The sequence below is a fragment of the Nonomuraea salmonea genome (assembly GCF_042428605.1).
In the GTDB taxonomy this organism is placed as follows: Bacteria; Actinomycetota; Actinomycetes; order Streptosporangiales; family Streptosporangiaceae; genus Nonomuraea; species Nonomuraea salmonea.
Window position 1 is genome coordinate 1 of sequence record NZ_JBHMCF010000004.1, and the last position, 21,706, is coordinate 21,706.

General features: G+C 74.1%; 20 protein-coding genes and 1 pseudogene. 10 read left to right on the top strand and 11 right to left on the bottom strand.

The window, feature by feature from the left end; all coding sequences use genetic code 11:
• A pseudogene (locus ACFFR3_RS06055) lies at window positions 1-189 on the bottom strand (hypothetical protein); the annotation flags it as partial.
• A 277-nt stretch (window positions 190-466) separates the two neighbouring features.
• On the opposite strand from ACFFR3_RS06055, the gene ACFFR3_RS06060 reads away from it, so the two are divergent.
• The 3 genes from ACFFR3_RS06060 to ACFFR3_RS06070 are packed head-to-tail and all read left to right on the top strand — an operon-like array spanning window position 467 to window position 3,806.
• Window positions 467-1,177, top strand: a complete 711-nt coding sequence (locus tag ACFFR3_RS06060; protein WP_364379829.1) for a carotenoid biosynthesis protein — start codon at window positions 467-469, stop codon at window positions 1,175-1,177.
• Window positions 1,165-2,655 carry a phytoene desaturase family protein gene (locus ACFFR3_RS06065; protein ID WP_379482724.1) on the top strand — a complete coding sequence of 497 codons (1,491 nt, stop codon included), beginning with the start codon at window positions 1,165-1,167 and terminating at the stop codon, window positions 2,653-2,655. Before ACFFR3_RS06060 ends, ACFFR3_RS06065 begins: the two co-directional genes overlap by 13 nt.
• A complete protein-coding gene (locus ACFFR3_RS06070; RefSeq protein WP_379482725.1) occupies window positions 2,652-3,806 on the top strand; it encodes a glycosyltransferase family 2 protein in 1,155 nt (384 codons plus the stop codon). Before ACFFR3_RS06065 ends, ACFFR3_RS06070 begins: the two co-directional genes overlap by 4 nt.
• On the opposite strand, the gene ACFFR3_RS06075 is transcribed toward ACFFR3_RS06070, so the two are convergent.
• Window positions 3,757-4,353: a glycerol-3-phosphate acyltransferase gene (locus tag ACFFR3_RS06075; RefSeq protein WP_364379820.1), complete on the bottom strand. Its 597-nt coding sequence runs from the start codon at window positions 4,351-4,353 to the stop codon at window positions 3,757-3,759. The two genes, ACFFR3_RS06070 and ACFFR3_RS06075, sit on opposite strands and share 50 nt — an antisense overlap.
• On the opposite strand from ACFFR3_RS06075, the gene ACFFR3_RS06080 reads away from it, so the two are divergent.
• Window positions 4,328-5,035: a spheroidene monooxygenase gene (locus ACFFR3_RS06080; protein WP_345385376.1), complete on the top strand. Its 708-nt coding sequence runs from the start codon at window positions 4,328-4,330 to the stop codon at window positions 5,033-5,035. The two genes, ACFFR3_RS06075 and ACFFR3_RS06080, sit on opposite strands and share 26 nt — an antisense overlap.
• A 5-nt stretch (window positions 5,036-5,040) precedes the next feature.
• On the opposite strand, the gene ACFFR3_RS06085 is transcribed toward ACFFR3_RS06080, so the two are convergent.
• The 4 genes from ACFFR3_RS06085 to ACFFR3_RS06100 are packed head-to-tail and all read right to left on the bottom strand — an operon-like array spanning window position 5,041 to window position 9,744.
• Window positions 5,041-5,991: a phosphate acyltransferase gene (locus ACFFR3_RS06085; protein ID WP_345385377.1), complete on the bottom strand. Its 951-nt coding sequence runs from the start codon at window positions 5,989-5,991 to the stop codon at window positions 5,041-5,043.
• Window positions 5,988-6,890: a phytoene/squalene synthase family protein gene (locus ACFFR3_RS06090; RefSeq protein ID WP_345385378.1), complete on the bottom strand. Its 903-nt coding sequence runs from the start codon at window positions 6,888-6,890 to the stop codon at window positions 5,988-5,990. Before ACFFR3_RS06090 ends, ACFFR3_RS06085 begins: the two co-directional genes overlap by 4 nt.
• Complete coding sequence (locus ACFFR3_RS06095; RefSeq protein WP_345385379.1) at window positions 6,887-8,341, bottom strand: phytoene desaturase family protein; 1,455 nt, start codon at window positions 8,339-8,341, stop codon at window positions 6,887-6,889. Before ACFFR3_RS06095 ends, ACFFR3_RS06090 begins: the two co-directional genes overlap by 4 nt.
• Complete coding sequence (locus tag ACFFR3_RS06100; protein ID WP_379482726.1) at window positions 8,338-9,744, bottom strand: polyprenyl synthetase family protein; 1,407 nt, start codon at window positions 9,742-9,744, stop codon at window positions 8,338-8,340. The genes ACFFR3_RS06095 and ACFFR3_RS06100 overlap by 4 nt, the downstream gene beginning before the upstream one ends.
• A 244-nt stretch (window positions 9,745-9,988) precedes the next feature.
• On the opposite strand from ACFFR3_RS06100, the gene ACFFR3_RS06105 reads away from it, so the two are divergent.
• Both ACFFR3_RS06105 and ACFFR3_RS06110 read left to right on the top strand, forming a co-directional pair.
• A complete protein-coding gene (locus tag ACFFR3_RS06105) occupies window positions 9,989-10,330 on the top strand; it encodes an ArsR/SmtB family transcription factor (protein ID WP_345385380.1) in 342 nt (113 codons plus the stop codon).
• A 68-nt stretch (window positions 10,331-10,398) separates the two neighbouring features.
• The gene (locus ACFFR3_RS06110; RefSeq protein ID WP_379482768.1) at window positions 10,399-12,051 is read left to right on the top strand and encodes a SulP family inorganic anion transporter; all 1,653 of its coding nucleotides are present in this window, start codon (window positions 10,399-10,401) and stop codon (window positions 12,049-12,051) included.
• A gap of 40 nt (window positions 12,052-12,091) precedes the next feature.
• Here ACFFR3_RS06110 and ACFFR3_RS06115 read toward each other — a convergent pair whose 3' ends face one another.
• From ACFFR3_RS06115 to ACFFR3_RS06130, 4 genes are all read right to left on the bottom strand, one after another.
• Window positions 12,092-13,765, bottom strand: coding sequence for an FAD-binding dehydrogenase (locus ACFFR3_RS06115; protein WP_379482727.1), 1,674 nt, complete (start codon window positions 13,763-13,765; stop codon window positions 12,092-12,094).
• Between the two features lie 93 nt (window positions 13,766-13,858).
• Window positions 13,859-15,043, bottom strand: a complete 1,185-nt coding sequence (locus tag ACFFR3_RS06120) for an RNA-guided endonuclease InsQ/TnpB family protein (protein WP_345385381.1) — start codon at window positions 15,041-15,043, stop codon at window positions 13,859-13,861.
• 171 nt (window positions 15,044-15,214) lie between these two features.
• On the bottom strand, window positions 15,215-16,390 hold the full coding sequence (locus ACFFR3_RS06125) for a tartrate dehydrogenase (RefSeq protein ID WP_379482728.1): 1,176 nt from the start codon (window positions 16,388-16,390) through the stop codon (window positions 15,215-15,217).
• Window positions 16,387-17,106, bottom strand: coding sequence for a GntR family transcriptional regulator (locus ACFFR3_RS06130; protein WP_355423781.1), 720 nt, complete (start codon window positions 17,104-17,106; stop codon window positions 16,387-16,389). The genes ACFFR3_RS06125 and ACFFR3_RS06130 overlap by 4 nt, the downstream gene beginning before the upstream one ends.
• Before the next feature lie 103 nt (window positions 17,107-17,209).
• Between ACFFR3_RS06130 and ACFFR3_RS06135 the strand changes: the two genes are divergently transcribed.
• From ACFFR3_RS06135 to ACFFR3_RS06150, 4 genes are read left to right on the top strand one after another with little or no spacing between them, the layout of a single operon-like run.
• Window positions 17,210-18,502, top strand: a complete 1,293-nt coding sequence (locus ACFFR3_RS06135) for an MFS transporter (protein WP_379482729.1) — start codon at window positions 17,210-17,212, stop codon at window positions 18,500-18,502.
• Window positions 18,499-19,464 (top strand): NAD(P)-dependent oxidoreductase, encoded by a 966-nt coding sequence (locus ACFFR3_RS06140; RefSeq protein WP_345385388.1) that lies wholly within the window; start codon window positions 18,499-18,501, stop codon window positions 19,462-19,464. Before ACFFR3_RS06135 ends, ACFFR3_RS06140 begins: the two co-directional genes overlap by 4 nt.
• A complete protein-coding gene (locus ACFFR3_RS06145; protein ID WP_379482730.1) occupies window positions 19,461-20,834 on the top strand; it encodes an acyclic terpene utilization AtuA family protein in 1,374 nt (457 codons plus the stop codon). The genes ACFFR3_RS06140 and ACFFR3_RS06145 overlap by 4 nt, the downstream gene beginning before the upstream one ends.
• Window positions 20,831-21,151: a DUF4387 domain-containing protein gene (locus ACFFR3_RS06150; protein WP_364379786.1), complete on the top strand. Its 321-nt coding sequence runs from the start codon at window positions 20,831-20,833 to the stop codon at window positions 21,149-21,151. The genes ACFFR3_RS06145 and ACFFR3_RS06150 overlap by 4 nt, the downstream gene beginning before the upstream one ends.
• Here the strand turns inward: ACFFR3_RS06150 and ACFFR3_RS06155 are convergent.
• Window positions 21,121-21,678: a DUF488 domain-containing protein gene (locus tag ACFFR3_RS06155; RefSeq protein WP_364379783.1), complete on the bottom strand. Its 558-nt coding sequence runs from the start codon at window positions 21,676-21,678 to the stop codon at window positions 21,121-21,123. The two genes, ACFFR3_RS06150 and ACFFR3_RS06155, sit on opposite strands and share 31 nt — an antisense overlap.
• Window positions 21,679-21,706: the final 28 nt, after the last annotated feature.

The following is a 21,706-nucleotide window of genomic DNA, read 5'->3' on the forward strand; positions in this document are numbered from 1 at the left end:
CGGACAGTGCCGGGCCAGGTGGTGGCTGAACATGATCGCCTCGACCTCGATGCCGTTCATCGTGATGATGCGGCACCGCGTGTACGGGTCGGCGTGGTCGGGATCGGTCGGCGTGACGTTCAGCTCCCGCCAGTTGCGCAGCTGTTTGTCCAGCGGGATGCCCCGCTCCTGCAGTGGGTTGAAGGTCATGTGCGTGCGCTCCTTCGCGCTGGGTTCGAGTGAGCAAACGTGGCTTGCCCGGCTACCCGAGGGCTTCCCGGCGCAATCTCTGCGCGCGCCCCGCTGGACCTCCGCGTTCGGTAATGATGCCCGGATACGGCCGGTACGGACGATCCTTGGCCCGCGCCGGATGCTCCCTTGACGGGCGGCGGGGCAGGTCCACCCCCGGACTCACCGCTACGGGAAGACCGCTACGGGAAGACAGGGCGTGGAAGGGACGACAGGTAGGGCAGTCAGGCCGGCCCGCGTGCTCGGCGCGCTGTCGCTGCTGGCCATGACAGCCGTGCAGGTGGTGTCAGGGCTGGACGCGCGGCCTGACCGGTACGTCACGGTCATCGTGGCGCTGCTCGCGGCGTCCGCGGTCGCCTTCGCGGCGGAGAGCTGGGGGGCGCGCAGGGCGGTGCGCGCCTTCGGGGCGGCGGTGCTGACCGGGTACGCGGCCGAGCTGATCGGCGTGCTGACCGGGTTCCCGTTCGGCTCCTACCGCTACACGGACGTGCTGTGGCCGCAGATCGGCGGCGTACCCCTGGTGGTGACGCTGGCCTGGGGCGGCATGGGGCTGGCGGCGTACGCGGTGGGCGCGGCACTCGCCACCGGCTGGGGCCGCGTGTGCGCGGGGGCGGGCGCGCTGACGGCGTGGGACCTGTTCCTCGACCCGCAGATGGTCAGGCTCGGGCTGTGGACGTGGGCCGAGGACGGCTTCTACCGCGGCATCCCGCTCACCAACTTCGCCGGCTGGCTGCTGGTGTCGGCGCTGGTCATGCTCGCCATCGGGCGCGTGGCCGGCGACCCGCCGCCGGTCGGCGGGCTGCTCGTGCTCTACACGGTCATGGCGGTGATGGAGACGGTCGCGTTCGCGGCGGTGTTCGTCCCCGCCGACCCGCTGGTGGCGGCGGCCGGCGGGATCGCGATGGGCGCGTTCGCCGCGCCCGCCTGGAGGCGGTCATGGCAGAGGTGACGGTGATCGGCGGCGGCGTGGGCGGCATGGTGTGCGCGCTGCTGCTCGCCAGGCAGGGCCACGAGGTCCGCCTGTACGAGCAGTCGCCGCGGCTCGGAGGCAAGCTGGCCGAGCATCACAGGGACGGTTTCACCTTCTCGCTCGGCCCTTCGCTGCTCACCATGCCCGGCCTCTTCCGCGAGCTGGGGCTGCGGCGCGAGCTGGTGGAGCCGGAGCCGCTGTGCCGCTACCGGTTCGCCGACGGAAGCGTGCTGGACGCGCGCCGGGACCCCGCGCTGATGGCCGCGGCCGTGGACCGCCTGGCGCCGGGCGAGGGGCGGGCGTGGCACGCCTTCCACGACTGGGCCCAGGGCTGCCTGCGGGCGGCCGGACGGACGGTCTTCGCCGGACCGCTGATCCAGTTGCGCGGCAGCGGGCGGGCGGCCGGGGAGGCGCGGCTGTCCGACCTGATGGCGGTGGCGCCGGGGCGGACGCTGGACGGGCTGGCCCGCCGCTTCTTCCGCGATCCCCGCCTGCGCCAGTACGTCGGCCGCTACGCCACCTACGCCGGGTCGAGCCCGTACCGCGCGCCCGCGGCGCTGGGCTGCGTGCCGGCGCTGGAGCACGGGCAGGGCGTCTGGTACGCGCCTGGCGGCCTCGCCCGGCTGGCCGACGACCTGGTCCTGCTGCTCAAGGCCGCGGGGGTGCGGGTGTTCCTGTCGGAGCCGGTCGCCGCCGTCGAGACGTCGTGCTCCCGCGTCACGGGGGTGCGGCTGGCGAGCGGGCGGCGGGTGCGGGCGGACGTCGTGGTGGCCAACACCGACGCCGCCGCCCTGTACGGGAACCTGCTGCCGGACCGCCGCCGGCTGCGCGGCATCGCCCGGCTCGGCCTGTCGTCGTCGGCGCTGCTGGTGCTGGCCGGGGTGGAGGGCCGCACGCCGGGGCTGCCCCACCACTCGGTGCTGTTCTCGGGCGACTACGAGCGGGAGTTCGCCGACATCTTCGACCGCCGGGTGCCGCCCCAGGATCCGACCGTCTACGTCGGCTGCTCGGCGGTGGACGACGCCTCCCAGGCGCCATCGGGCTGCGAGAACTGGACGTTGCTCGTCAACGTCCCCGCCCGCAACCCGGCGCGCTGGCCGATGCGGGTGGACGCGTACCGGGACCTGGTCTTCGAACGGCTGGCCGAGCGCGGCCACGACCTGTCCGGCCGGCTGCGGTTCGCCGACGTGTTCACCCCGGCCGACCTGCGCGACCGCTACGGCGCTTGGGGCGGCGCCATCTACGGCGCCGCGCACCACGGCCGCCTCGCCCCTTTCCGCCGCCCCGCCAACCGCGGCCCCCGGCGCGGCCTGTATCTGGTCGGCGGATCCACCCACCCGGGCGGCGGCCTGCCGATGGTGACGATGGGCGCGAGGATCGTCGCCGGCCTGGTCGCACACGACTTCCCCGGAAGCACGCGAGCCATCGCCGGCCCGGCCGCTGGCGGCGGGCGATGAGGGCGCTCACCGCCGAGCCGCCTCGGCGGCGGATGAGCAGGGCGCTCGGCGTCGCGCAGGCGGTCGCGGGGGCTGTCGTCGCGGTGCGGCTCGCGAGAGGGCGGCGGCGAATGGCGGCGCTCTCCCCGGTCACCAAGGTCGCTGGGACGATCTCCGTGGTGGTGCCGGCGCGCGACGAGGAAGGGCGCATCGGGCCGTGTCTGCGGGCCGCGCTCGCCGACCCGGCCGTGTCCGAGGTGATCGTGGTGGACGACGGCTCACGGGACGGCACCGCCAGGGTGGCCGCCGAGCTGGGCGCCAAGGTGATCACCGGGGCGCCGCTGCCGGACGGGTGGGTGGGCAAGCAGTGGGCGCTGCGCCAGGGCGTGTCCGCCGCCACCGGTGAGGTCGTGGTCACGCTGGACGCTGACGCGCGGCCGGCGCCTGGGCTGTTCGGGGCGATGGCGGCCGCGCTCGAACGCTACGACCTGGTGAGCGCAGGCCCCCGGTTCGTCTGCGACGGGGTGCTGGAGCAGGCGCTGCACGCGTCGATGCTGGCGACGCTGGTCTACCGGTTCGGCCCCGTCGGGCCGGCGACCCCGCCACCGCCGCACCGCGCCGTCGCGAACGGCCAGTGCCTGGCGTTCCGTCGCGGGCAGCTGGCCGCCGTGGACGCCTTCGCCCTCGTACGCGACCGCATGACCGACGACGTGGCCCTGGCCCGCTGCCTGGCCCGCCGCGGCTGGTCGGTGGGGTTCCTGGACGCGGGCGCGCTGCTGGAGGTGGACATGCACGACTCGGTCGGCGAGCTGTGGCGGGAGTGGGGACGCTCGCTGCCGCTGCGCGACGTGACCGGGCCGGGATGGCAGGCGGCCGACCTGGCCGTCCTCTGGCTGACCTGCGCGCTGCCGGCGCTGCGGGTGATCGCGGGCCGCCCGACCGGCCTGGACGCCGGGCTGCTGGCGATGCGGCTGCTGCTGGCGTACGCGCTGCGCGGCAGCTACCGCGACCCGGGCGCGGGCCTGCTGCTGTCGCCGCTGCTCGACCCGGCAGCCGCGGCCCGGCTGACCCAGGCGACGCTCAGCCCGGTCCGTACATGGCGCGGCCGCACGTACCCGAAGCTCACCGGCGGCGCCCGGCGAGTGCGGCCTGAGCGAAGCGCAGCCCGATGAGGCACATCAGCCCACCGGTCGCCGCCACCATCTCGACGGGCGCGAACAGCAACTGCAGCACCGGCACCCCGAACACCGCCACCCGCGCCCCCACCGCGAACGACCGCGCCGCCCACCCCACCACCAGCAGCGCCACGAGCCCCAGCAGGAACGCCGCAGGACAGATGACCGCCACCCCACCCGCGAACGTCAAGATCGACCGTCCGCCACGGAACCCGGCGAACACCGGCCACGCGTGCCCTGCCATCGCCGCCGCCGTGGCGAGGTACACCGGCGCCACGCTGTCCCCCGTGACCGTGCCGACCCCGGTGACGTGGGCCCCGCTGACCAGGAGCGCGACCAGCGCGGCCAGCGTCCCCTTCAAGGTGTCCCCGGCGAGCACCGGCACCGCCGCCCGTCGCCCGAGCTGCTCCTTGACGTTCCAGTACCCGGGGTTGCGGTCGCCCGAGCGGCGCGGATCGACGCCGTGCCCGCGCGCCACCAGCACCGCGACCGGCACAGAGCCGAGCAGGTAACCGGCGATGACCGCCACCAGCGCCTCACCCATCGCGTCGTTCCATCTCGTCCGGTACGCCGACGCGGGCGCGATGAGCCACATGGCCTTCGACCGGCCGCTGCTGCGCGCCACCCCTGGGCTGCGGTTCTGGCGGCTCCTCGGGACGGGACGCGGGCGGGCCATGTCGCTCGGCGCCGATCTGCGGCGGTGGGCGCTGTTCGCGGTCTGGCGCGGGGAGGCGGATCTGGAGGCGTTCCTGCGGACGTCCTCGATCGCCGCCCGCTGGCGGAAGGAGGCGCGCGAACGCTGGCAGGTTCGGCTGGCGCCGCTGTCCTCCCGGGGCACCTGGTCCGGCCACGACCCGTTCCCCGCCACCGGGCAGGCCGCTCGGAGCGGCGGCGCGGTGGCGGTGCTCACCCGGGCGTCGATCAGGCCCCGGCGGCTGGTCGCGTTCTACCGGTCGGTGCCGCCGGTGGAGGAGCTGCTGCGGCGGCAGGACGGCTGCCTGGCCTCGATCGGCATGGGCGAGTGGCCGGTGGCCAGGCAGGCGACGTTCTCGCTGTGGCGGGACGCGGACGCCATGCGCGCCTTCGCCTACCGGGGCGCCGCCCACCGCCAGGTCATCGACCAGGTACGCGCCCACGACTGGTACGCGGAAGAGCTGTTCGCCCGCTTCACCCCCTACGCCAGCGAAGGCGCCTGGGACGGCGCCGACCCCCTGCGCCTTCCCTGAGGCCGTCATGGGACCGGCTCACGGGCTGTGCTGTCGTGCCGGGCCAGGTCGCGGGCGACGACGCAGGCGCGGGCGATGGTGGCAGGGGGTGAGGAGCCGTGGGCGACGACGACCGTGCCGCGCAGCCCCAGCAGGGCCGCGCCGCCGTGCGTCTCGGGGTCGTAGCGGCGGGCCACCTCGGCCAGCCGCCCGGGGGACGCGATGCCGGCCTCGGCGACCATGGCCAGCGTCGTGCGTACGCAGCCTTCGACGTTCTTCAGCAGCACGTTGCCGGTGAAGCCGTCGGTGACGATCACGTCCACGACGCCCGCCAGCGCGTCGTGGCCCTCGATGTTGCCGTGGAAGCGCACCGGAAGGCCGGCCAGCAGCTCCTCGGCGCGGCGGGTCAGCCGGTTGCCCTTGCCCGGCTCGGCGCCGATCGACAGCAGCCCCACCAGCGGGTCCGGCCGTCCGAGCACCGCCCGCGCGTATCCCGCGCCCAGCAGGGCGAACTGGGCCACCATCGCCGGGCTCGGGTCGGCGGTCGCGCCCGCGTCCACCAGCACGCTCCCGCCGCCGCGCAGCGCGGGCAGCACCACGGCGAGCGCGGGCCGCAGCACGCCGGGGGCGCGGCCGATCCCGCGTACCGCGCAGGAGACGGCCGCCCCGGTGGACCCCGCCGTCACGAACGCGCCGCCCTCGCCCCGCCCGACCAGCGCGCATCCCACGGCGAGACTCGACCGGGTCAGCGCGGCGGCCCCCGCCCCGCTCCCGGCCATCGGCACGACCTCGTCGGCGTGCGCGACCGGCAGCTCACCGAGCGCCTCGTGTTTGCGCAGCTCCGCGTCGATGACGTCGCTCGCCCCGGCCAGCATGACCGGCACCCCGTGCTCGCGCCACGCCAGCAGAGCCCCCGCGACGGTCGCGACGGGCCCGTGATCGCCGCCCATCGCGTCGAGCACCACCGGCGGGTTCATGGGAGCGTCACCTGGACGCGGCGCTCGGCGCGGGCGGCCCCGGCGGAGGCCAGGAGGTGGCGGGCGAAGATCGCGCCCTTGCGGTGGCCGGGGACACGGACGCGGGCCGCCAGCACCTCGTACGATCGCCGCTCGATCTCGTCCAGGATGCCGCCGTAAAGCTCGAAGGCGGCGCGCACGCACGGTCGTGACGACGCGGTGAGCAGGCCGATCCCCTGGGCGGCGGCGCGGTAGTGGTCGCGGGCGCGCTCCGCCTCGTAGGCGAGCAGCTCGCGGACGGCGGGCCCGGCGCGGCGGGCGCCCAGCGCGTCCGGGCGGACGCCGAACTTGTCCAGGTCGGCCATCGGCAGGTAGACGCGGCCACGGGCGTGGTCCTCGCGGACGTCGCGCAGGAAGTTCGTGAGCTGGAAGGCCAGGCCGAGCTGGCGGGCGGGCTCGCGGGCCGCCTCGGCGCGGCCCGGCTCCGGCTCCAGCACGGGCAGCATCATCGTGCCGATCGCGGCGGCCGAGCCCGCCATGTAGCCGAGCAGGTCGTCGTAGGTGGCGTAGCGGGTGACGGACAGGTCGGCGCGCATGGAGGCGAGGAAGACGGCGACGTCGTCGTGGCCGATGCCGAACGAGCGCACGGTGTGCAGGAACGCCGGCAGCACCGGGTCGTCGGCGGGCCCGTCGCCGGCCAGTCCCGCCTCGACCCGGGCGGTCAGCCGGTCGAGCGCGCGGGCGCGGTCGTCGGTCATCGTGAACGAGTCCACGATCTCGTCGGCGTACCGGGCGAAGCCGTACAGGGCGTGCACGTGCCGCCGCTTCCACTGCGGCAGCAGCCGGGTGGCCAGGTAGTAGGAGCGGCCGTAGCGGGCGTGCAGCCGGCGGCAGCGCTCGTAGCCGGCGGTGAGCGTCACCGGTGCTCCTCCAGGATGCGCGCGGCGGCGAGCCGCCCCGAGATCAGCACCGGCGGCACGCCGACCCCCGGCGCGGTGTACATGCCGGCGAAGTGCAACCCGGGCACCCGGCGGGCCACGGCCGACGGGCGCAGCCAGGCGGTCTGGGTGACGCGATGGTCCAGCGCGAACGGGGTCCCGGCGCTGTGCCCCCTGGCGGCCCAGGCGGGCGGGTCGAGCACCAGCCTGGGCGCGTCCGCGAGGTCGCCGTAGCCGAGCTGGGCCAGGCGCTCGAGCAGCCGCCCCTCCAGCCGGGGGCGCAGCCTCCGCCAGTCGGTGCGGCGCAGGTTGGGCGCGGGTTCGAGGACGCTGAGCGTGGCGTGGCCGGGCGGCGCCGCCTCGCCGTCGGGGCGCGGGCAGGTGACCAGCAGGCTCGGGTCCGGCTGCGGCCGGCCCTCCTCCAGCGCCGTGAACGTCTGCCGCCAGGCCCGCCCGAAGTGCAGCGTGTGGTGCGCCTGGTCGGGCAGGACGCGGGCGAGGCCGGCGTGCAGCACCAGGCAGCTCGGCGAGTGGCGGGGCCGGCGCAGCCGCCAGTCAGCCGCCAGGGCGGGCAGCATCCGGCGGGCCGCCAGCCGGTCGCAGGCCACCACCACGTGGCGGGCGGGCAGCCGCTCGCCGTCCTCCAGCAGCACGCCGGTGACGCCGTCGCCGTCGGTCAGCACCTCCTGGGCGCGGACGCCGTACCGGGTGGTCGCGCCCAGCTTCTCCAGCAGGGACGCCAGGGCGAGCGGGATGGCGTGCATGCCGCCGCGCTCGGGGAAGTAGACGCCGCCGATCGTGTCCATGTGGGCGATGACCGCGTAGATGCCGAGGGCGCGCTGGGGTGACAGGCCGACGTACAGGGACTGGAAGGTGTGGGCCATGATCAGCCGCGGGTCGGTGAGGTGGCGGGCCGCCAGGCGGTCCAGCCGCCGGAAACCGCCCAGCGCGGCCAGCCGCAGCAGCGCGGCCGGCCTGGCGAGGGCGCGCAGCCTGGTCATGTCGGCGTCGATGAACGCCGGCCACTCCACCCTGAACAACTCGCCGAGCAGCCGGCGGTAGCGGGCGTAGCGGGCCGCCTCGGCGGGGCCGCACAGCGTACGGACCTGCTCGGTCATCGCCTCCGGCGCCGCCCGCACGTCCAGCCGCGACCCGTCCTCGAACACCATCCGGTACGCCGGGTCGAGGCGGCGCAGCGGCACCCAGTCGCGCAGCTCCTCGCCGGCCGCGCCGAAGACGTCGGCGAGCACGTCCGGCATGGTCAGCACGGACGGCCCCGCGTCGAACCGGTACGGCCCCACTCTGGCGACGCCGCAGCATCCGCCGGGCTCGGCGGTGGCCTCGACCAGGGTGACCTCCCGCCCCGCCGCCGCCAGCCGCACCGCCGCCGCCAGCCCGCCGAGCCCGCCCCCGATGACCACGACCCCGCTCATCGCCCCTGCCCTTCCTGCCGCGTCGCGGTGACCGCAGGCTCGCTCACCGCCGGCTCGGTCGCGGGCGCCGTAGCCGGCTCGGTCGCGGCCGGGGTGGCCGTCGCAGTGGCCGTCGCAGTGGCCGTCGCAGTGGCCGTCGCAGTGGCCGTCGCAGTGGCCGTCGCAGTGGCCGTCGCAGTGGCCGTCGCAGTGGCCGTCGCAGTGGCCGTCGCAGTGGCCGCCAGGTCGGTCAGGGCCTTCCTGGCCTGCGGTGGGAGGCCGGGCGGGTGGGCGAGGGCCGCGACCGCCTCGGCGGCGAGGCCGGTGATGCGCCGCTCCGCCGCGTCCAGGGCGCCGCACTCGACGATCAGCCGGCGGGCCGCCGCCACCCCATCTGCGTCCTTGATGTCGTCGAGCGCGTCCGCGCCGCCGGTGCGCCTGCGCGCCTCGGCCAGCAGGTACGTCGCCTTGCCCTGGAGCAGGTCGGCCCCGGCGGGCTTGCCGGTCTCGGCCGGGTCGCCGAACACGCCGTTGACGTCGTCCCTGAGCTGGAACGCCTCCCCCAGCGGCAGCGCGTACGCGCTGAGCAGCCGGCGCGTCGGCGCGCACCCGCCCGCGACCGCATGCCCGAGCAGCAGCGGCCGCTCGACGGTGTACTTGCCCGACTTGTAGAGCGAGATGAGCCGCGCCTGCTCCTCCTCGCCGCCTTTGGACGAGCCCTCCCCGCACGCCTCACGACCGGCGCGGGTCCCGGAGGCAGGGGTGTCCGCGCCGCGTTCCTCCCAGTCGGTGCGGGGACCGGAAGCGGAGGTGTCCGCCCCGCGCGCCTCGCGGGCGGCGCGGGGCCCGGAGGCGGGGCTGCCCGCGAGACGGGCGCCCCAGGTGCGGGTCAAGTCGAGGTACTGGCCGCCGATCGCTTCCACGCGGAGCCTGGTGAGGTGGTCGAGGGCGGCGGGCAGGTGCGGGCCCGACTCCAGGAGCGCCGCGTCGGCCCAGGTCAGCGCGAGCAGGGCGAGCAGCGTCGCCGCCGACTCGCCGAACCGGTCAGGGTCGCCCCGGCGCCCCCTCGCCCGGTGCAGGCCGGCCAGGGCGACATGGGCCGCCGGGCGGCCACGCCGGGTGCCTGCCTCGTCCATCATGTCGTCGAGCAGCAGCGCCGCCGCGTGCACGAGCTCCACGGCGCACGCCGCGGGCAGCACGTCCTCGGGACGCTCCCCGCCCCCGGCCAGGTAGCCCCAGTAGACGAACTCGGGACGCAGCCGCTTGCCGCCCCCGAGCACGAAGGCGACGAGGTGCTCGCGTATCAGGCCGGCCTCCTCCTCGCCCAGGAAGGCGAGCCGGCCGAGCTGCCGTTCGAGCAGGCGCTCCAAGTGCCGGTCGACCAGCTCCTTCACGTGGCCGGTCCGCGCCGTCACCGTGTCCATGCACACAGCTCCTTGTCGCCGTTCGAATGTCTTCAGGAGGAGCTGACTCCATCACGCAGAGTTATGACCCGAAGCAACACGGTAACCATCGGACGCCGGTTCCCAACCGGGACACGCCAGGAAAGGCGGCCAAGCATCCCTTATCGCCAGCCGACCAGAACCCGCGAAATTGCGAAATATCGCAATTCATAGGAAACTTATCCCCGTCCCCCTATGGCTCCCCGGCGAAAGGACGCGCGTGCCCATGTCGGTGCCCCTGTACGAAGCCAAAGCGGAGCTCTTCCGGCTGCTCGGGCACCCCGTACGCATCCGCGTCCTGGAGCTGCTGCAGGACGGCCCCAAACCGGTGCGCGACCTGCTGGCCGAGATCGAGGTCGAGCCCACCGGGCTCTCGCAGCACCTGGCCGTGCTGCGCCGCTCCGAGCTGGTCACCGCCCGCCGCGACGGCTCCACCGTGGTCTACGCGATGTCCGGCGGCGACGTGGCCGAGCTGCTGCGCGCGGCCCGCCACCTGCTCCAGGCCAAGCTGTCGGGCCGGCACGAGCTGCTGAACGAGCTGCTCGAGGCGGAGGCCGAGGAGAAGTGAGCACCGTGCTTTCGTCGGGCTGGGCCCGCCTGCGCTCGATCCTGCCCGCCCGCTCCGACCTGGCCGCCATGGGCCGCCACCCGCGCCGCGACCTGCTGGCCGGGCTGACGGTGGCGATCGTGGCGCTGCCGCTCGCGCTGGGCTTCGGCATCTCCAGCGGGCTCGGCGCGGCGGCCGGCCTGGCCACCGCCGTGGTGGCCGGCGTCCTGGCCGCCGCGTTCGGCGGCTCCGCGCTGCAGGTGTCGGGCCCCACAGGGGCGATGACGGTCGTGCTGGTGCCGATCATGCACGCGCACGGCACCTCGGGGGTGCTGACAGTCGGCGTGCTGGCCGGCCTGCTGCTGCTCGGCCTGGCGCTGGCGCGGGCCGGGCGGTTCATGACGCTGGTGCCCGCCCCCGTGGTGGAGGGCTTCACGCTGGGCATCGCCTGCGTGATCGGGCTGCAGCAGGTGCCCGCCGCGCTCGGCGTGCCGACGCCCGAGGGCGACAAGGTGCTCGTTGTGGCCTGGGAGGCGGTGCTCGCCTTCGCCGCCCGCCCGCACTGGACCGCTCTCGCCGTGTCCTGCACGGTCGCGGCGGTGATGCTGGCCGGCGGGCGGTGGCGGCCCTCGGTGCCGTTCTCGCTGCTGGCGGTGGCCGCCGCGACGATCGTCGCCGAGCTGGCGAGCCTGCCGGTGGCCCGCATCGGCACCCTGCCCGCCGGGCTGCCCGCCCCTTCGCTCGGCTTCCTCGACGTCTCGGCGCTGCCCTCGCTCATCGCGCCCGCGATCGCGGTCGCCGCGCTGGCCGCGCTGGAGTCGCTGCTGTCGGCCGCCGTCGCGGACGGCATGACCGTCAACCACAAGCACGACCCCGATCGGGAGCTGTTCGGGCAGGGGCTGGCCAACCTGGTGGCGCCGCTGTTCGGCGGGGTGCCCGCCACGGGGGCGATCGCGCGTACGGCGGTCAACGTGCGGGCGGGGGCCGCGTCCCGGCTGGCCGCGATCGCGCACGCGGTGATCCTGGGCGTGATCGTGTTCACCGCCGCGGGGCTCGTGGCGCGGATCCCGCTGGCGGCGCTGGCGGGCGTGCTGCTGGCCACGGCGGTGCGGATGGTCGAGGTCGGCTCCGTACGCGCGATGCTGCGCTCCACCCGCTCCGACGGCGTCGTGCTGGCGCTGACGGCGGTCGCCACGCTCGCCCTCGACCTGGTCGCGGCGGTCATCCTCGGCCTGATCGTGGCGGGGGCGCTCGCGCTGCGCGCCATCGCGGGCAACGTGCGGCTCGACCCCGTGCCGCTCCACCCCGACCTGCCCGGCGATCACGACGCGGAGGAGCACGCGCTGCTCGCCGAGCACATCGTGGCCTACCGGCTCGACGGGCCGCTGTTCTTCGCCGCCGCGCACCGCTTCCTGCTGGAGCTGTCGGAGGTGGCCGACGTCTCGGTGGTGATCCTGCGCATGTCGCGGGTGACCACGATCGACGCCAGCGGCGCGCTGGTGCTCGGCGACGCGATCACCCGCCTCGAGCGGCGCGGCGTCACGGTGCTGGTCTCCGGCATCCGCGACGACCACCACCGGCCGCTGCACGCGCATGGCGTCATCGCCCGCCTGGACGAGGCCGGCCAGGTCTTCGCCTCCACCCCCGAAGCCATCGCCGCGGCCCGCCACCACCTCCGCGAGACCGGCATCCTCCCCCCGGCGCCCGGCCCGACGTCGTCACAGCCCGAGCCCGCCGGCTAGGGCAGCGGCTCAGGCGGCCGGCCGAACAGAACGTCAGGGGTCAGGCGATCGCGTCGGCGGCGGCGCGGCCGGCCTGGCGGCCGGAGAAGAGACAGCCGCCGAGGAAGGTGCCCTCCAGGGCGCTGTAGCCGTGGACGCCGCCCCCGCCGAACCCGGCCGCCTCGCCCACCGCGTACAGGCCGGGGACGGGTGATCCGCCGGCCGCGAGCGCGCGGGAATCGAGGTCGGTCTGGATGCCGCCGAGCGTCTTGCGAGTCAGGATGTGCAGCTTGACGCCGATGAGCGGCCCGGCCGCCGGGTCGAGCACGCGGTGCGGCACGGCGGTACGGGTGAGCCGATCGCCGAGGAAGCGCCGCGAGTTGTGGATGCCCTGCACCTGCACGTCCTTGCTGTAGGGGTTGGCGATCTGCAGGTCGCGGGCCTCGATCTGGCGGCGCAGCTCGGCGGCGTCGAGCAGCGGCTTGTCGGTCAGGTCGTTCATCTTGGCGACGAGCTCTTCGAGGGTGGCCGCCACCACGAAGTCGGCGCCGTGCCGCTTGAACGCCTCGACCGGCGCGGGCGCGCCCTTGCCGAACACCCGGCTGCGCAGCACCGCCTTGCGGTCGCCGCTGGTGATGTCGGGGTTCTGCTCGGAGCCGGACAGCGCGAACTCCTTCTCGATCATCCGCTGGGTGAGGATGAACCACGAGTGGTCGTACGCGGCGATGTCAGGCGTGGTGCGCAGGTGGCGAAGAGTCGCGAGCGTGTCGTAGCCGGGCAGGCAGGGATCGGGAAGGCGGCGGCCGAGCGCGTCGAACCACAGCGACGACGGCCCCGGCAGGATGCGGATGCCGTGGCCGGGCCAGATGGGGTCCCAGTTCTGGACGCCTTCGGTGTAGTGCCACATGCGGTCGCGGTTGACCATGCGCGCGCCGGCGTCGGCGGTGATGGCGAGCATGCGCCCGTCCACGTACGCCGGAACGCCCGTGATCATGCTCTGCGGCGGCGCGCCGAGCCGCTGCGGCCACGACTGGCGGACGAGGTCGAGGTCGGCCCCGATGCCGCCACTGGCGACGATGACGGCCTGCGCGGTCAGCTCGAAGGCGCCGGTGACGTCGCGGTTGGAGGCGACCCCGCGCGGCGAGGAGTCGTCGGCCAGGACGCTGCCGCGCACCCCGGTGACGACGCCGTCCTGCACGATCAGCTCGTCCACCCGGTGGCGGTGGTGAAAGCGGAGCAGCCCGGCGTCGGCGGCCCGCTGCGCGGCGCGCACGAACGGCGCCACCACCCCGGTGCCGGTGCCCCAGGCCACGTGGAAGCGGGGCACGGAGTTGCCGTGGCCGTCGGCGCGCAGGCCGCCGCGCTCGGCCCAGCCGACCATGGGCGTCAGCTTGATGCCGTGGCCGTCGATCCAGGAGCGCTTCTCCCCCGCGGCCCACTCCACGTAAGCGCGTGCCCACCGCGCCGCCCACAGGTCCTCGTCGTCGAGGCGGTCGAAGCGGGCGCTGCCCTGCCAGTCGTTCCAGGCCAGCTCGAAGGAGTCCTTCACGCGCAGCCGGCGCTGCTCGGGCGAGTCGACGAGGAACAGCCCGCCGAACGACCAGTACGCCTGCCCGCCCAGGTTGGCCGCGCTCTCCTGGTCGACCAGCGCCACCTTGCGTCCCCTGCTGGTCAGCTCGTGGGCCGCGACCAGTCCGGACAGGCCCGCGCCCACGACGATGACGTCCGCGTCCATGGCGGAACTCCTTTCTCCAGCACCCAGGCGGCGTGCTGCTGCTGTGGCGAGGAAATCGTGACTCCTCCGCTCCCTGAAGGGAGCGGCTTCTCGCTAAGCCGCTTCCGCAGCCTGGCGAAGGGCAAGCCCTGCCCTGAGGACGTTGGTGGCCGCGTTCACGTCGGCGTGCGCGGCATGCCCGCACCCCTGACATCGGAACACGGCCTGGCTGACGCGGTTCTCCTTCGCACCATGCCCGCAGCGCGAGCACGTGCGGGAGGTGCCGGCGGGGTTCACCGCGATCAGCTCTCGACCGGCGCTTTCAGCCTTGTACGCGAGGACCGTCAGGAACACCCCCCAACCCGCGTCGAGAATGGACCGGTTCAGGCCGGACTTGGCGGCCACGTTCCGGCCGGGCTGGTCGATCGTGCCGGACGCACTGCGGGTCATGTTCCTGATACGCAGGTCCTCGTGCACGATCACGTCGTACCCGCGGACCAGCACGAGCGCGGCCTTGTGCGCGTGGTCCAGCCGCTGGCGGCGGACCTTGCCGTGCAGGGCGGCCACCCGTGCGACGGCCTTGCGGCGGCGCTTGGAGCCGCGTTTCTTGCGGTCCAGGACGCGCTGCGCTTCCGCGAGGCGACCGGAGGTCGTGGCGAGATGGCGCGGGTTGGCCAGATGCGCGCCGTCGCTGGTGGTGACCAGCGAGGCGACACCCATGTCGATGCCGGCCGTCGCGCCTGTGGCGGGCAGCGGCTCGGCGGGCACGTCGTCGCACGACAGGACCACATACCAGCAGGAGCCTTCCCGCTTGGCGCTGATCGTCTTGACCCGGCCCCGGATCGGGCGGTGCTGGTGGACGCGGACGTGCCCGACGCCCTGGAGCCGGACGTAGGTCGCGGTGGGGTGCTCGGGCTGGGAGTCCCACCGGCAGCCGTCACCGTCTTTCGGCCATTCCACGCTGTCGAACCGGCCCGGGCCCTTGAACCGGGGGAAGCCCGGTGTACGCCCGGCCTTGACGCGGTCGAAGAACGCGCGGAACGCCCTGTCCAGCCGCCGCAGCGTGGCCTGCTGAGAGGAGAACGACCACCGGCCCTGCCCACCGGGATCGTCGGCACGGATGTGCTTCAACTCGGCCGACTGGTCACCGTACCGGACGCTCACCCCGGCCTTGGCATAGGCCGTACGCCGGTGCTCCAGCGCGGCGTTGTACAGCGCGCGGTGATCCTCCAGACACGCCACCAGCGCGGCGGCCTGCTTGCTGGTGGGGCGCAGCAGGAACCTGTACGACCTACGCACGGCCACCACCCTTGGACGGCCGCTCGTACCACGTCTCGATGCAGCGCTGCACCGTCTCGGCCGACACCGCGCCCGGGGAAGTGCGCACCTGACGAGCCACACGATCATTATCACCGTGTCATCCATCCCACGCGCGACGAACGGAGATCTCTGATGCAGGGACCTGACGCGTCATTGCACGCTCGGGCCTTGACGGCGCTCCCGCCCCCGATTCCCCCGTCCGCTGAAGGCGACGGTCCCCTCGGGAGAGTCTGATGGCGTATCGGGGCGGCGTTCCCTGACGCGGGCGGCGACGGCCTGGCCGAGCTCGACGGTGGTGCCGTGGCCGCCGAGGTCGGGGGTGAGCGGCGCGTCGGCGGGACCGGCGGCGAGGACGTCCTCGATGGCGCGCAGCAGGTGGGCGCCGGCGTCGGGGTGGCCGAGATGGTCGAGCATCATCGAGGCGGACCAGATCTGCCCGACAGGGTCGGCGATGCCGCGGCCCGCGATGTCGGGGGCGGAGCCGTGGACGGGCTCGAACAGGCTCGGGTGGGCGCCGTCGGGGTTGATGTTGGCGCTCGGGGCGATGCCGATGGTGCCGGTGCAGGCCGGGCCGAGGTCGGACAGGATGTCGCCGAACAGGTTGCTGGCCACGACGACGTCGTAGCGGTCGGGGTGCAGCACGAAGTTCGCGGCCAGCGCGTCGATGTGGCACTTGTCGTGCCTCACCTCGGGGAACTCGGCGGCCATCGCCTCGACGCGCTCGTCCCAGTAGGGCATGGAGATCGAGATGCCGTTGCTCTTGGTGGCCGAGGTGAGGTGGCGGGCGGGCCGCCGCTCGGCGAGCCTGAAGGCGTAGCGCAGGACGCGGTCGACGCCGACGCGGGTCATCACGGTCTCCTGCAGCACGGTCTCGCGCTCGGTGCCCTCGAAGATGCGGCCGCCGATCGAGGAGTATTCGCCCTCGGTGTTCTCCCTGACGACGAGGAAGTCGACGTCGCCCGGCTCGCGGCCGGCCAGGGGGCTGCGCACGCCGGGCATGAGCCGGCAGGGGCGCAGGTTGACGTACTGGTCGAACGTGCGCCTGAACTGCAGCAGGCTGCCCCAGAGCGACACGTGGTCCGGCACGACGTCGGGCCAGCCGACGGCGCCGAAGAAGAGGGCGTCGTAGGAGCCGAGGACGTCCTGCCAGTCGTCGGGCAGCATCGTGCCGTGGCGCTGCCAGTAGGTGGCGCTGGCGAAGTCGAAGTGGTCGAAGCGCAGGTCGAGCCCGAAGACGGCGGCGGTGGCCTCCAGCGCGCGCAGCCCTTCTGGGACGACCTCCGTGCCGATGCCGTCGCCGGGGATCACCGCGATGCGGTGGGTCATGCCTGCTCCTTTCGTGGCCGGGTGCGCAGCGCCGCGAGCCCGCCCTGGGCGTCCTCGATGACCAGGCGCTCGGCGGTCGCGGAGTCGCGCTCGCGCAGGGCGCGGACGAGCGCGCGGTGGGTGGCGTAGCGGTCGAGGCCGAAGCGGTGGTCCTCGGCGATGCGCTCCAGGCGCAGGGCGCGGCGCTCGGAGCGGGAGAAGACCTGGGTCTGCTCCAGCAGCCTGATCAGCACCGGGTTGTGGGCGCAGGCGTTGACCGTGTCGTTGAACTCCTGCATGCGGTCGAGCAGCGCGCTCAGGTGGCGCTCGACGTCCTCGCCCTTGCCGTGCCGGGTGACGATGACGATGAGCAGGTCGTCGGCGGCGTCGAGGATCGCGTCGAGGGCGTCGAGCTGCTCGGGCGTGGCGTTCCTCGCGGCGAACCTGGCCACCAGGCCGCGCAGGCCGATCTCGACCTCGGCGAGGTCGTCGATGGCGCGCTCGGCGATCTCGGCGACGACGACCGTGCGGGGGCCGGTGCGCTCGATGAGGCCGTCCTGCTCCAGGCGGCGCAGCGCCTCGCGCACGGGGGTGGGGCTGACCGCGAGCCGCTCGGCCAGGCCGCGCTCGGTCACCTTCTGGCCGGGGCGCAGCGCGCCGCTGCCGATCGCCTCGCGCAGGGCCTGGTAGGCGTGGTCGGCCCGCGTCTCGGCACCGGTGGTCGCGTTGACCTTCATGCGATCACCCTAACATCGCTATGGCAAAACCAAATGCCATCGTTGACATTTTTGCTATAGCAAGTCATCGTGACTCCTGCCCCCACCCCCCGAGGAGGACGTCATGGCCGGCGTCACGCGAGCCGAAGGCCGTCCCACCAGCACCCGAAGAATCACCTTTTATGTGGCTCTAGCGGTCTTCGCGCAGGAGTCCACCTGGAACTTCTACGACAACCGCGTCCCCGAGCTGCTGCGCGACCACGTCGCCAGCGCCGCCGTGATCGGCCTGCTCATGGGCATGGACAACCTGCTCGGCGTCTTCATCCAGCCCTACATGGGCAACAGGTCCGACAACACCCGCACCTCCTGGGGGCGCCGCATCCCGTACCTGGCGGTGCTGATGCCGGTGGGCGCGGGGCTGTTCCTGCTCATCCCGCACGCCACCTCGCTCGGCTGGCTGATCCTGGTGATCTTCCTGTACGCGCTGGTGATGAACAGCTTCCGGCCGGTCAGCGAGTCGCTCATGCCGGACTTCATCGCGCCCGAACGCCGCAGCAGGGCCAACGCCGCCGTGAAGACCGCCTCCGCGCTGACCACGATCGTGGCCGCACTGGTCAGCCTGCTGCTGGTGGACGACCATCCGAAGCTGGCCTTCGCCGTCCCCGCCGCGCTCATGCTGATGGCGGCGGGCGTGCTGGTCTGGCGGGTGCGCGACAGCCGCTCCCCCGCCTACCAGGCGGCGCTGGCCGAGGACGCCGAAGCGAGCAAGGCGGCGAACGGCGAGGCGGCCGTCAAGGTGCGGATGTGGTCGATCATCCGTGACGTCCTGGTCGATCCCGACCGGAGCCGGGTGCTGCTGATCGTCGCCGTGTTCGTCTTCGCCTCGGCCTGGTTCTCCTCGCGCTCGCTGCTCACCCCGTACGGCGTGCAGGTGCTCGGGCTGTCCGACGGCGAGGCGGGCGGGCTGACACTGCCGAGCGGCATCGCGTACATCGCGGCCGCCTTCCCCGCCGCGTTCCTCGCCGAGCGGTTCGGGCGGCTGCGGGTGATCGCCGCCGGGATCGCGGTCTTCACCCTGGCCCTGGCCTTCGCGTCCCTGTTCCGCGACCCCACGGTGACCGTGGTCGCGATGTGCGTGGCCGCGGCCGGCGCGGCGGCGTTCACCATCAACGCGGTCGTCGTGCTGTGGAACCTGGCGCCGTCGAGCCGCGTGCTCGGCACGTACAGCGGCCTCTACACGGTCGGCTGGGCGAGCGGCGGCATCGCCGGGCCCGGGCTCGTCGGCCTGGCCGTCGACCTCACCGGCTGGCACCTGCTGCTCCTGCACATCGCGATCCTGTCGGCCGCCGCCGCCGTGCTGGTCGTCCACATCGACCGGCGGCGGCGGGCGGCGGGCCTACAGGAAGGCGCACGATGAGCACGATCCTGATCACCACCGACTACCTGGCGCCCGGCGACGAGGTGGACCTGTTCCTGGGCGCCGCGGGCCACACCACCCGGCACCATCCGCTGCGCGGCCCCAGGAGTGCGGACGAGCTGGTCACGATCCTGGCCGGCTGCGCGGGCGCGCTGATCGCCAACGAGCCGATGACGGCCGAGGTGTTCGCGCGCGCGCCCGCCCTGCGCGCGGTCGTCCGCACCGGCGTCGGGTACGACTCCGTGGACGTCGAGGCGGCCACCCGCGCGGGCGTCTCGGTGAGCAACCTGCCCGGCGTCAACGCGAACGCGGTCGCCGAGTACACGATGGGCCTGCTGCTGGCGCAGGCGCGCCGGCTGGTCCCCGTGGCGACCGGCGTCCAGCAAGGCCGCTGGCCCCGCGACGACGGTCGCGAGCTGCGCGGCAAGACGCTCGGCCTGCTCGGCTACGGCGCGGCGGCCAGAGCCGTGGCGCCGCTCGCGCGGGCGTTCGGGATGAGCGTGCTCTGCACGACCGGCGTCAAGGACGATCTCGACCCCTCCGTACGCTTCGTGGCCCTGCCCGAGTTGCTGGCCGAGTCGGACTTCCTGTCCGTGCACACCGCACTCACCCCCGCCACCAGGCACCTGATCGACGCCGCCGCGCTCGCCCTGATGAAGCCCACCGCGCACCTCGTCAACACCGCCCGCGGCCCCATCGTGGACGAGGCGGCCCTGGCCGCCGCCGTGGGCGCGGGCCGCCTCGCCGGCGCGGCGCTCGACGTCGCCGAGACCGAGCCGCTCCCGCCCGGCAGCCCGCTGCGCGGCGTGCCCGGCATCACCGTCTACTCCCACCTGGCGGGGCAGACCGCCGAGGCGCGCAGGGCCGCGGGCGTCGACGGCGCCCGCGAACTCGTGGCCGCGCTGCGCGGACATCCCCGTTCCTCGCTCAACGCCCATGTGCTTACAGAAAGGACATCATGACGAGTACCGAGGCGATCAGGGTCCTGGCGCCCAGCGGAATGCTGGGGGCGGGATTCCCGCCGGAGTCCATCGACCGCGGGATCGAGCTCGGGGCCGACGTGATCGCCCTCGACGCCGGCTCCACCGACTCGGGCCCCTATTACCTGGGCTCGGGCACGCCGAAGACGACCGCCGCGGCCGTCGCCCGCGACCTGCGGATCCTGCTGCGCGCCGCGGCCGGCGCGGGCATCCCGCTGATCGTCGGCTCGTGCGGCACCAGCGGCACCGACTCGGGCGTGGACTGGGTCGCCGGCATCGCCGGGACGATCCTGCGCGAGGAAGGGCTGAGCCTGAAGGTGGCCCGTGTCTACAGCGAGCAGCGGGCCGACGCGCTGAAGGAGCGGCTCAACGAGGGGCGCGTCCATCCGCTGCCGCCCATGGGCGACCTGGACGCCGCCACGCTCGACGGCTGCACCCACATCGTCGGCATGATGGGGCACGAGCCCATCGTGGCGGCCCTGGCGGCGGGGGCGGACGTCGTGCTCGCCGGGCGGGCCACCGACACCGCGCTCGCGGCGGCGTACCCGCTGATGAAGGGCCTGCCGGCGGGCCCGGCCTGGCACGCGGCCAAGATCGTGGAATGCGGCGGGCAGTGCACCACGAACCCGCGCTCCGGCGGGGTGCTCGCCACCGTCGATCACGGCGGCTTCACGATCGAGCCGCTGGACCCGGCCGTGGCGTGCACGCCGACGTCGGTGGCGGCGCACATGCTGTACGAGACGGTGGATCCGTACCGGATGCGGGAGCCCGCGGGGACGCTGGTGGTGGACGAGGCCACGTACACGGCTCTGGACGACCGCCGGGTGCGCGTGGAGGGGTCGCGCTTCGAGCCCGCCCCGCACACGATCAAGCTCGAAGGGGCCCGCGTCACCGGCTACGAGACCATGTCGTTCACCGCGATCCGCGACCCGCTCATCCTCGGCGACATCGACGCCTGGCTGGCGCTGCTGCACGAGGTGCTCACCGCCCGCGTACGCCAGACGCTCGGCCTCGACCCCGACGCCTACGTCGTGGACATCCGTCCCTACGGCTACAACGCCGTGCTGGGCGACCTCGACCCCTCGTCCGCGCCGCCCCGGGAGGTCGGGGTGATGCTGCTGGTCAACGCGCCCGACCAGGCGACGGCCACGGCCATCGCCAAGGTGGCGAACCCGCTGATGCTGCACCTGCCGACGCCCGGCATGGACTACCTGCCGAGCCTGGCCTTCCCCACGTCGCCGGCCGAGACCGAGCGCGGCCCCGCGTACGCGTTCGTGCTCAACCACGTGGTGGCCGTGGACGATCCGACCGAGATGTTCCGCATCGAGCTGCTCGAGGGGGTCTCCCGATGACCGACGACCGCAGGCCCACGCTGGGCGACCTCGCCCTGGAGGTGCGCTCCAAGAACGCGGGCCCGTTCTGGGTGACGATGGAGCTGTTCATGCGCGACGCGGCGGGCTACGCGATCGTCGCCGACGAGGGTTTCCTCAACGAGGAGGTCATCGCCCGCCTCTACGCCCTCGTCCCGGCCGACGTGCGGATCTTCCGCATCCCGGCGCTGAACGTGGTGAAGATCTCCTTCCCCCGCCCGACCCCGCAGGGCAGCCCGCTGGATCGCGACATCCACGCGGGCCAGCATCACGTGCCGCTGGCGGCGCTGGTGCCCTGATCGCCGGGCGGCGGGTACGTCAGCAGCCCGTCGCGGACCCGCGCGTGCTCGTTGAGCTGCGCGGGTCGCACCGACGTGGCGGACATGAGGTGCACGACCTCGACGCCGGCCACGATCAGCGCGTCGGTGATCAGCCGGCGGTGGCAGCGCCATGGCACGGCCTCGCTGCACATGATCGCCGGTCGTTCGTGCTCGGCGAGCCGGAGCAGCTCGTCCAGGCCGCGCCGGAACTCGGGGGTGGCCATGTGGTCGGCGTAGTCGCGGAACGCCTTGACCTCCCACGCGCCGTTGGGGCTCGGGACGCCCTGCGGCGTGTGCCGCCGCCCGCCCAGCTCGCGGATCCAGCGGTAGCCGATGTCCGGGGGCAGTGCGGCGGTGATGGCGGGCTGGTTCCACTGCGGGAACTTGCGCGACGACGGGTACGACCTGACGTCCACCAGGCAGGTGACGTCGTGGGCGCGCAGCATCTCCAGCACCTCGCCGAAGGTGCGGTTGGAGTGGCCGAGCGTGCGGACGCGGTTCGTCATCGTGTCGCCTCCCCCGAGGAGCACACCT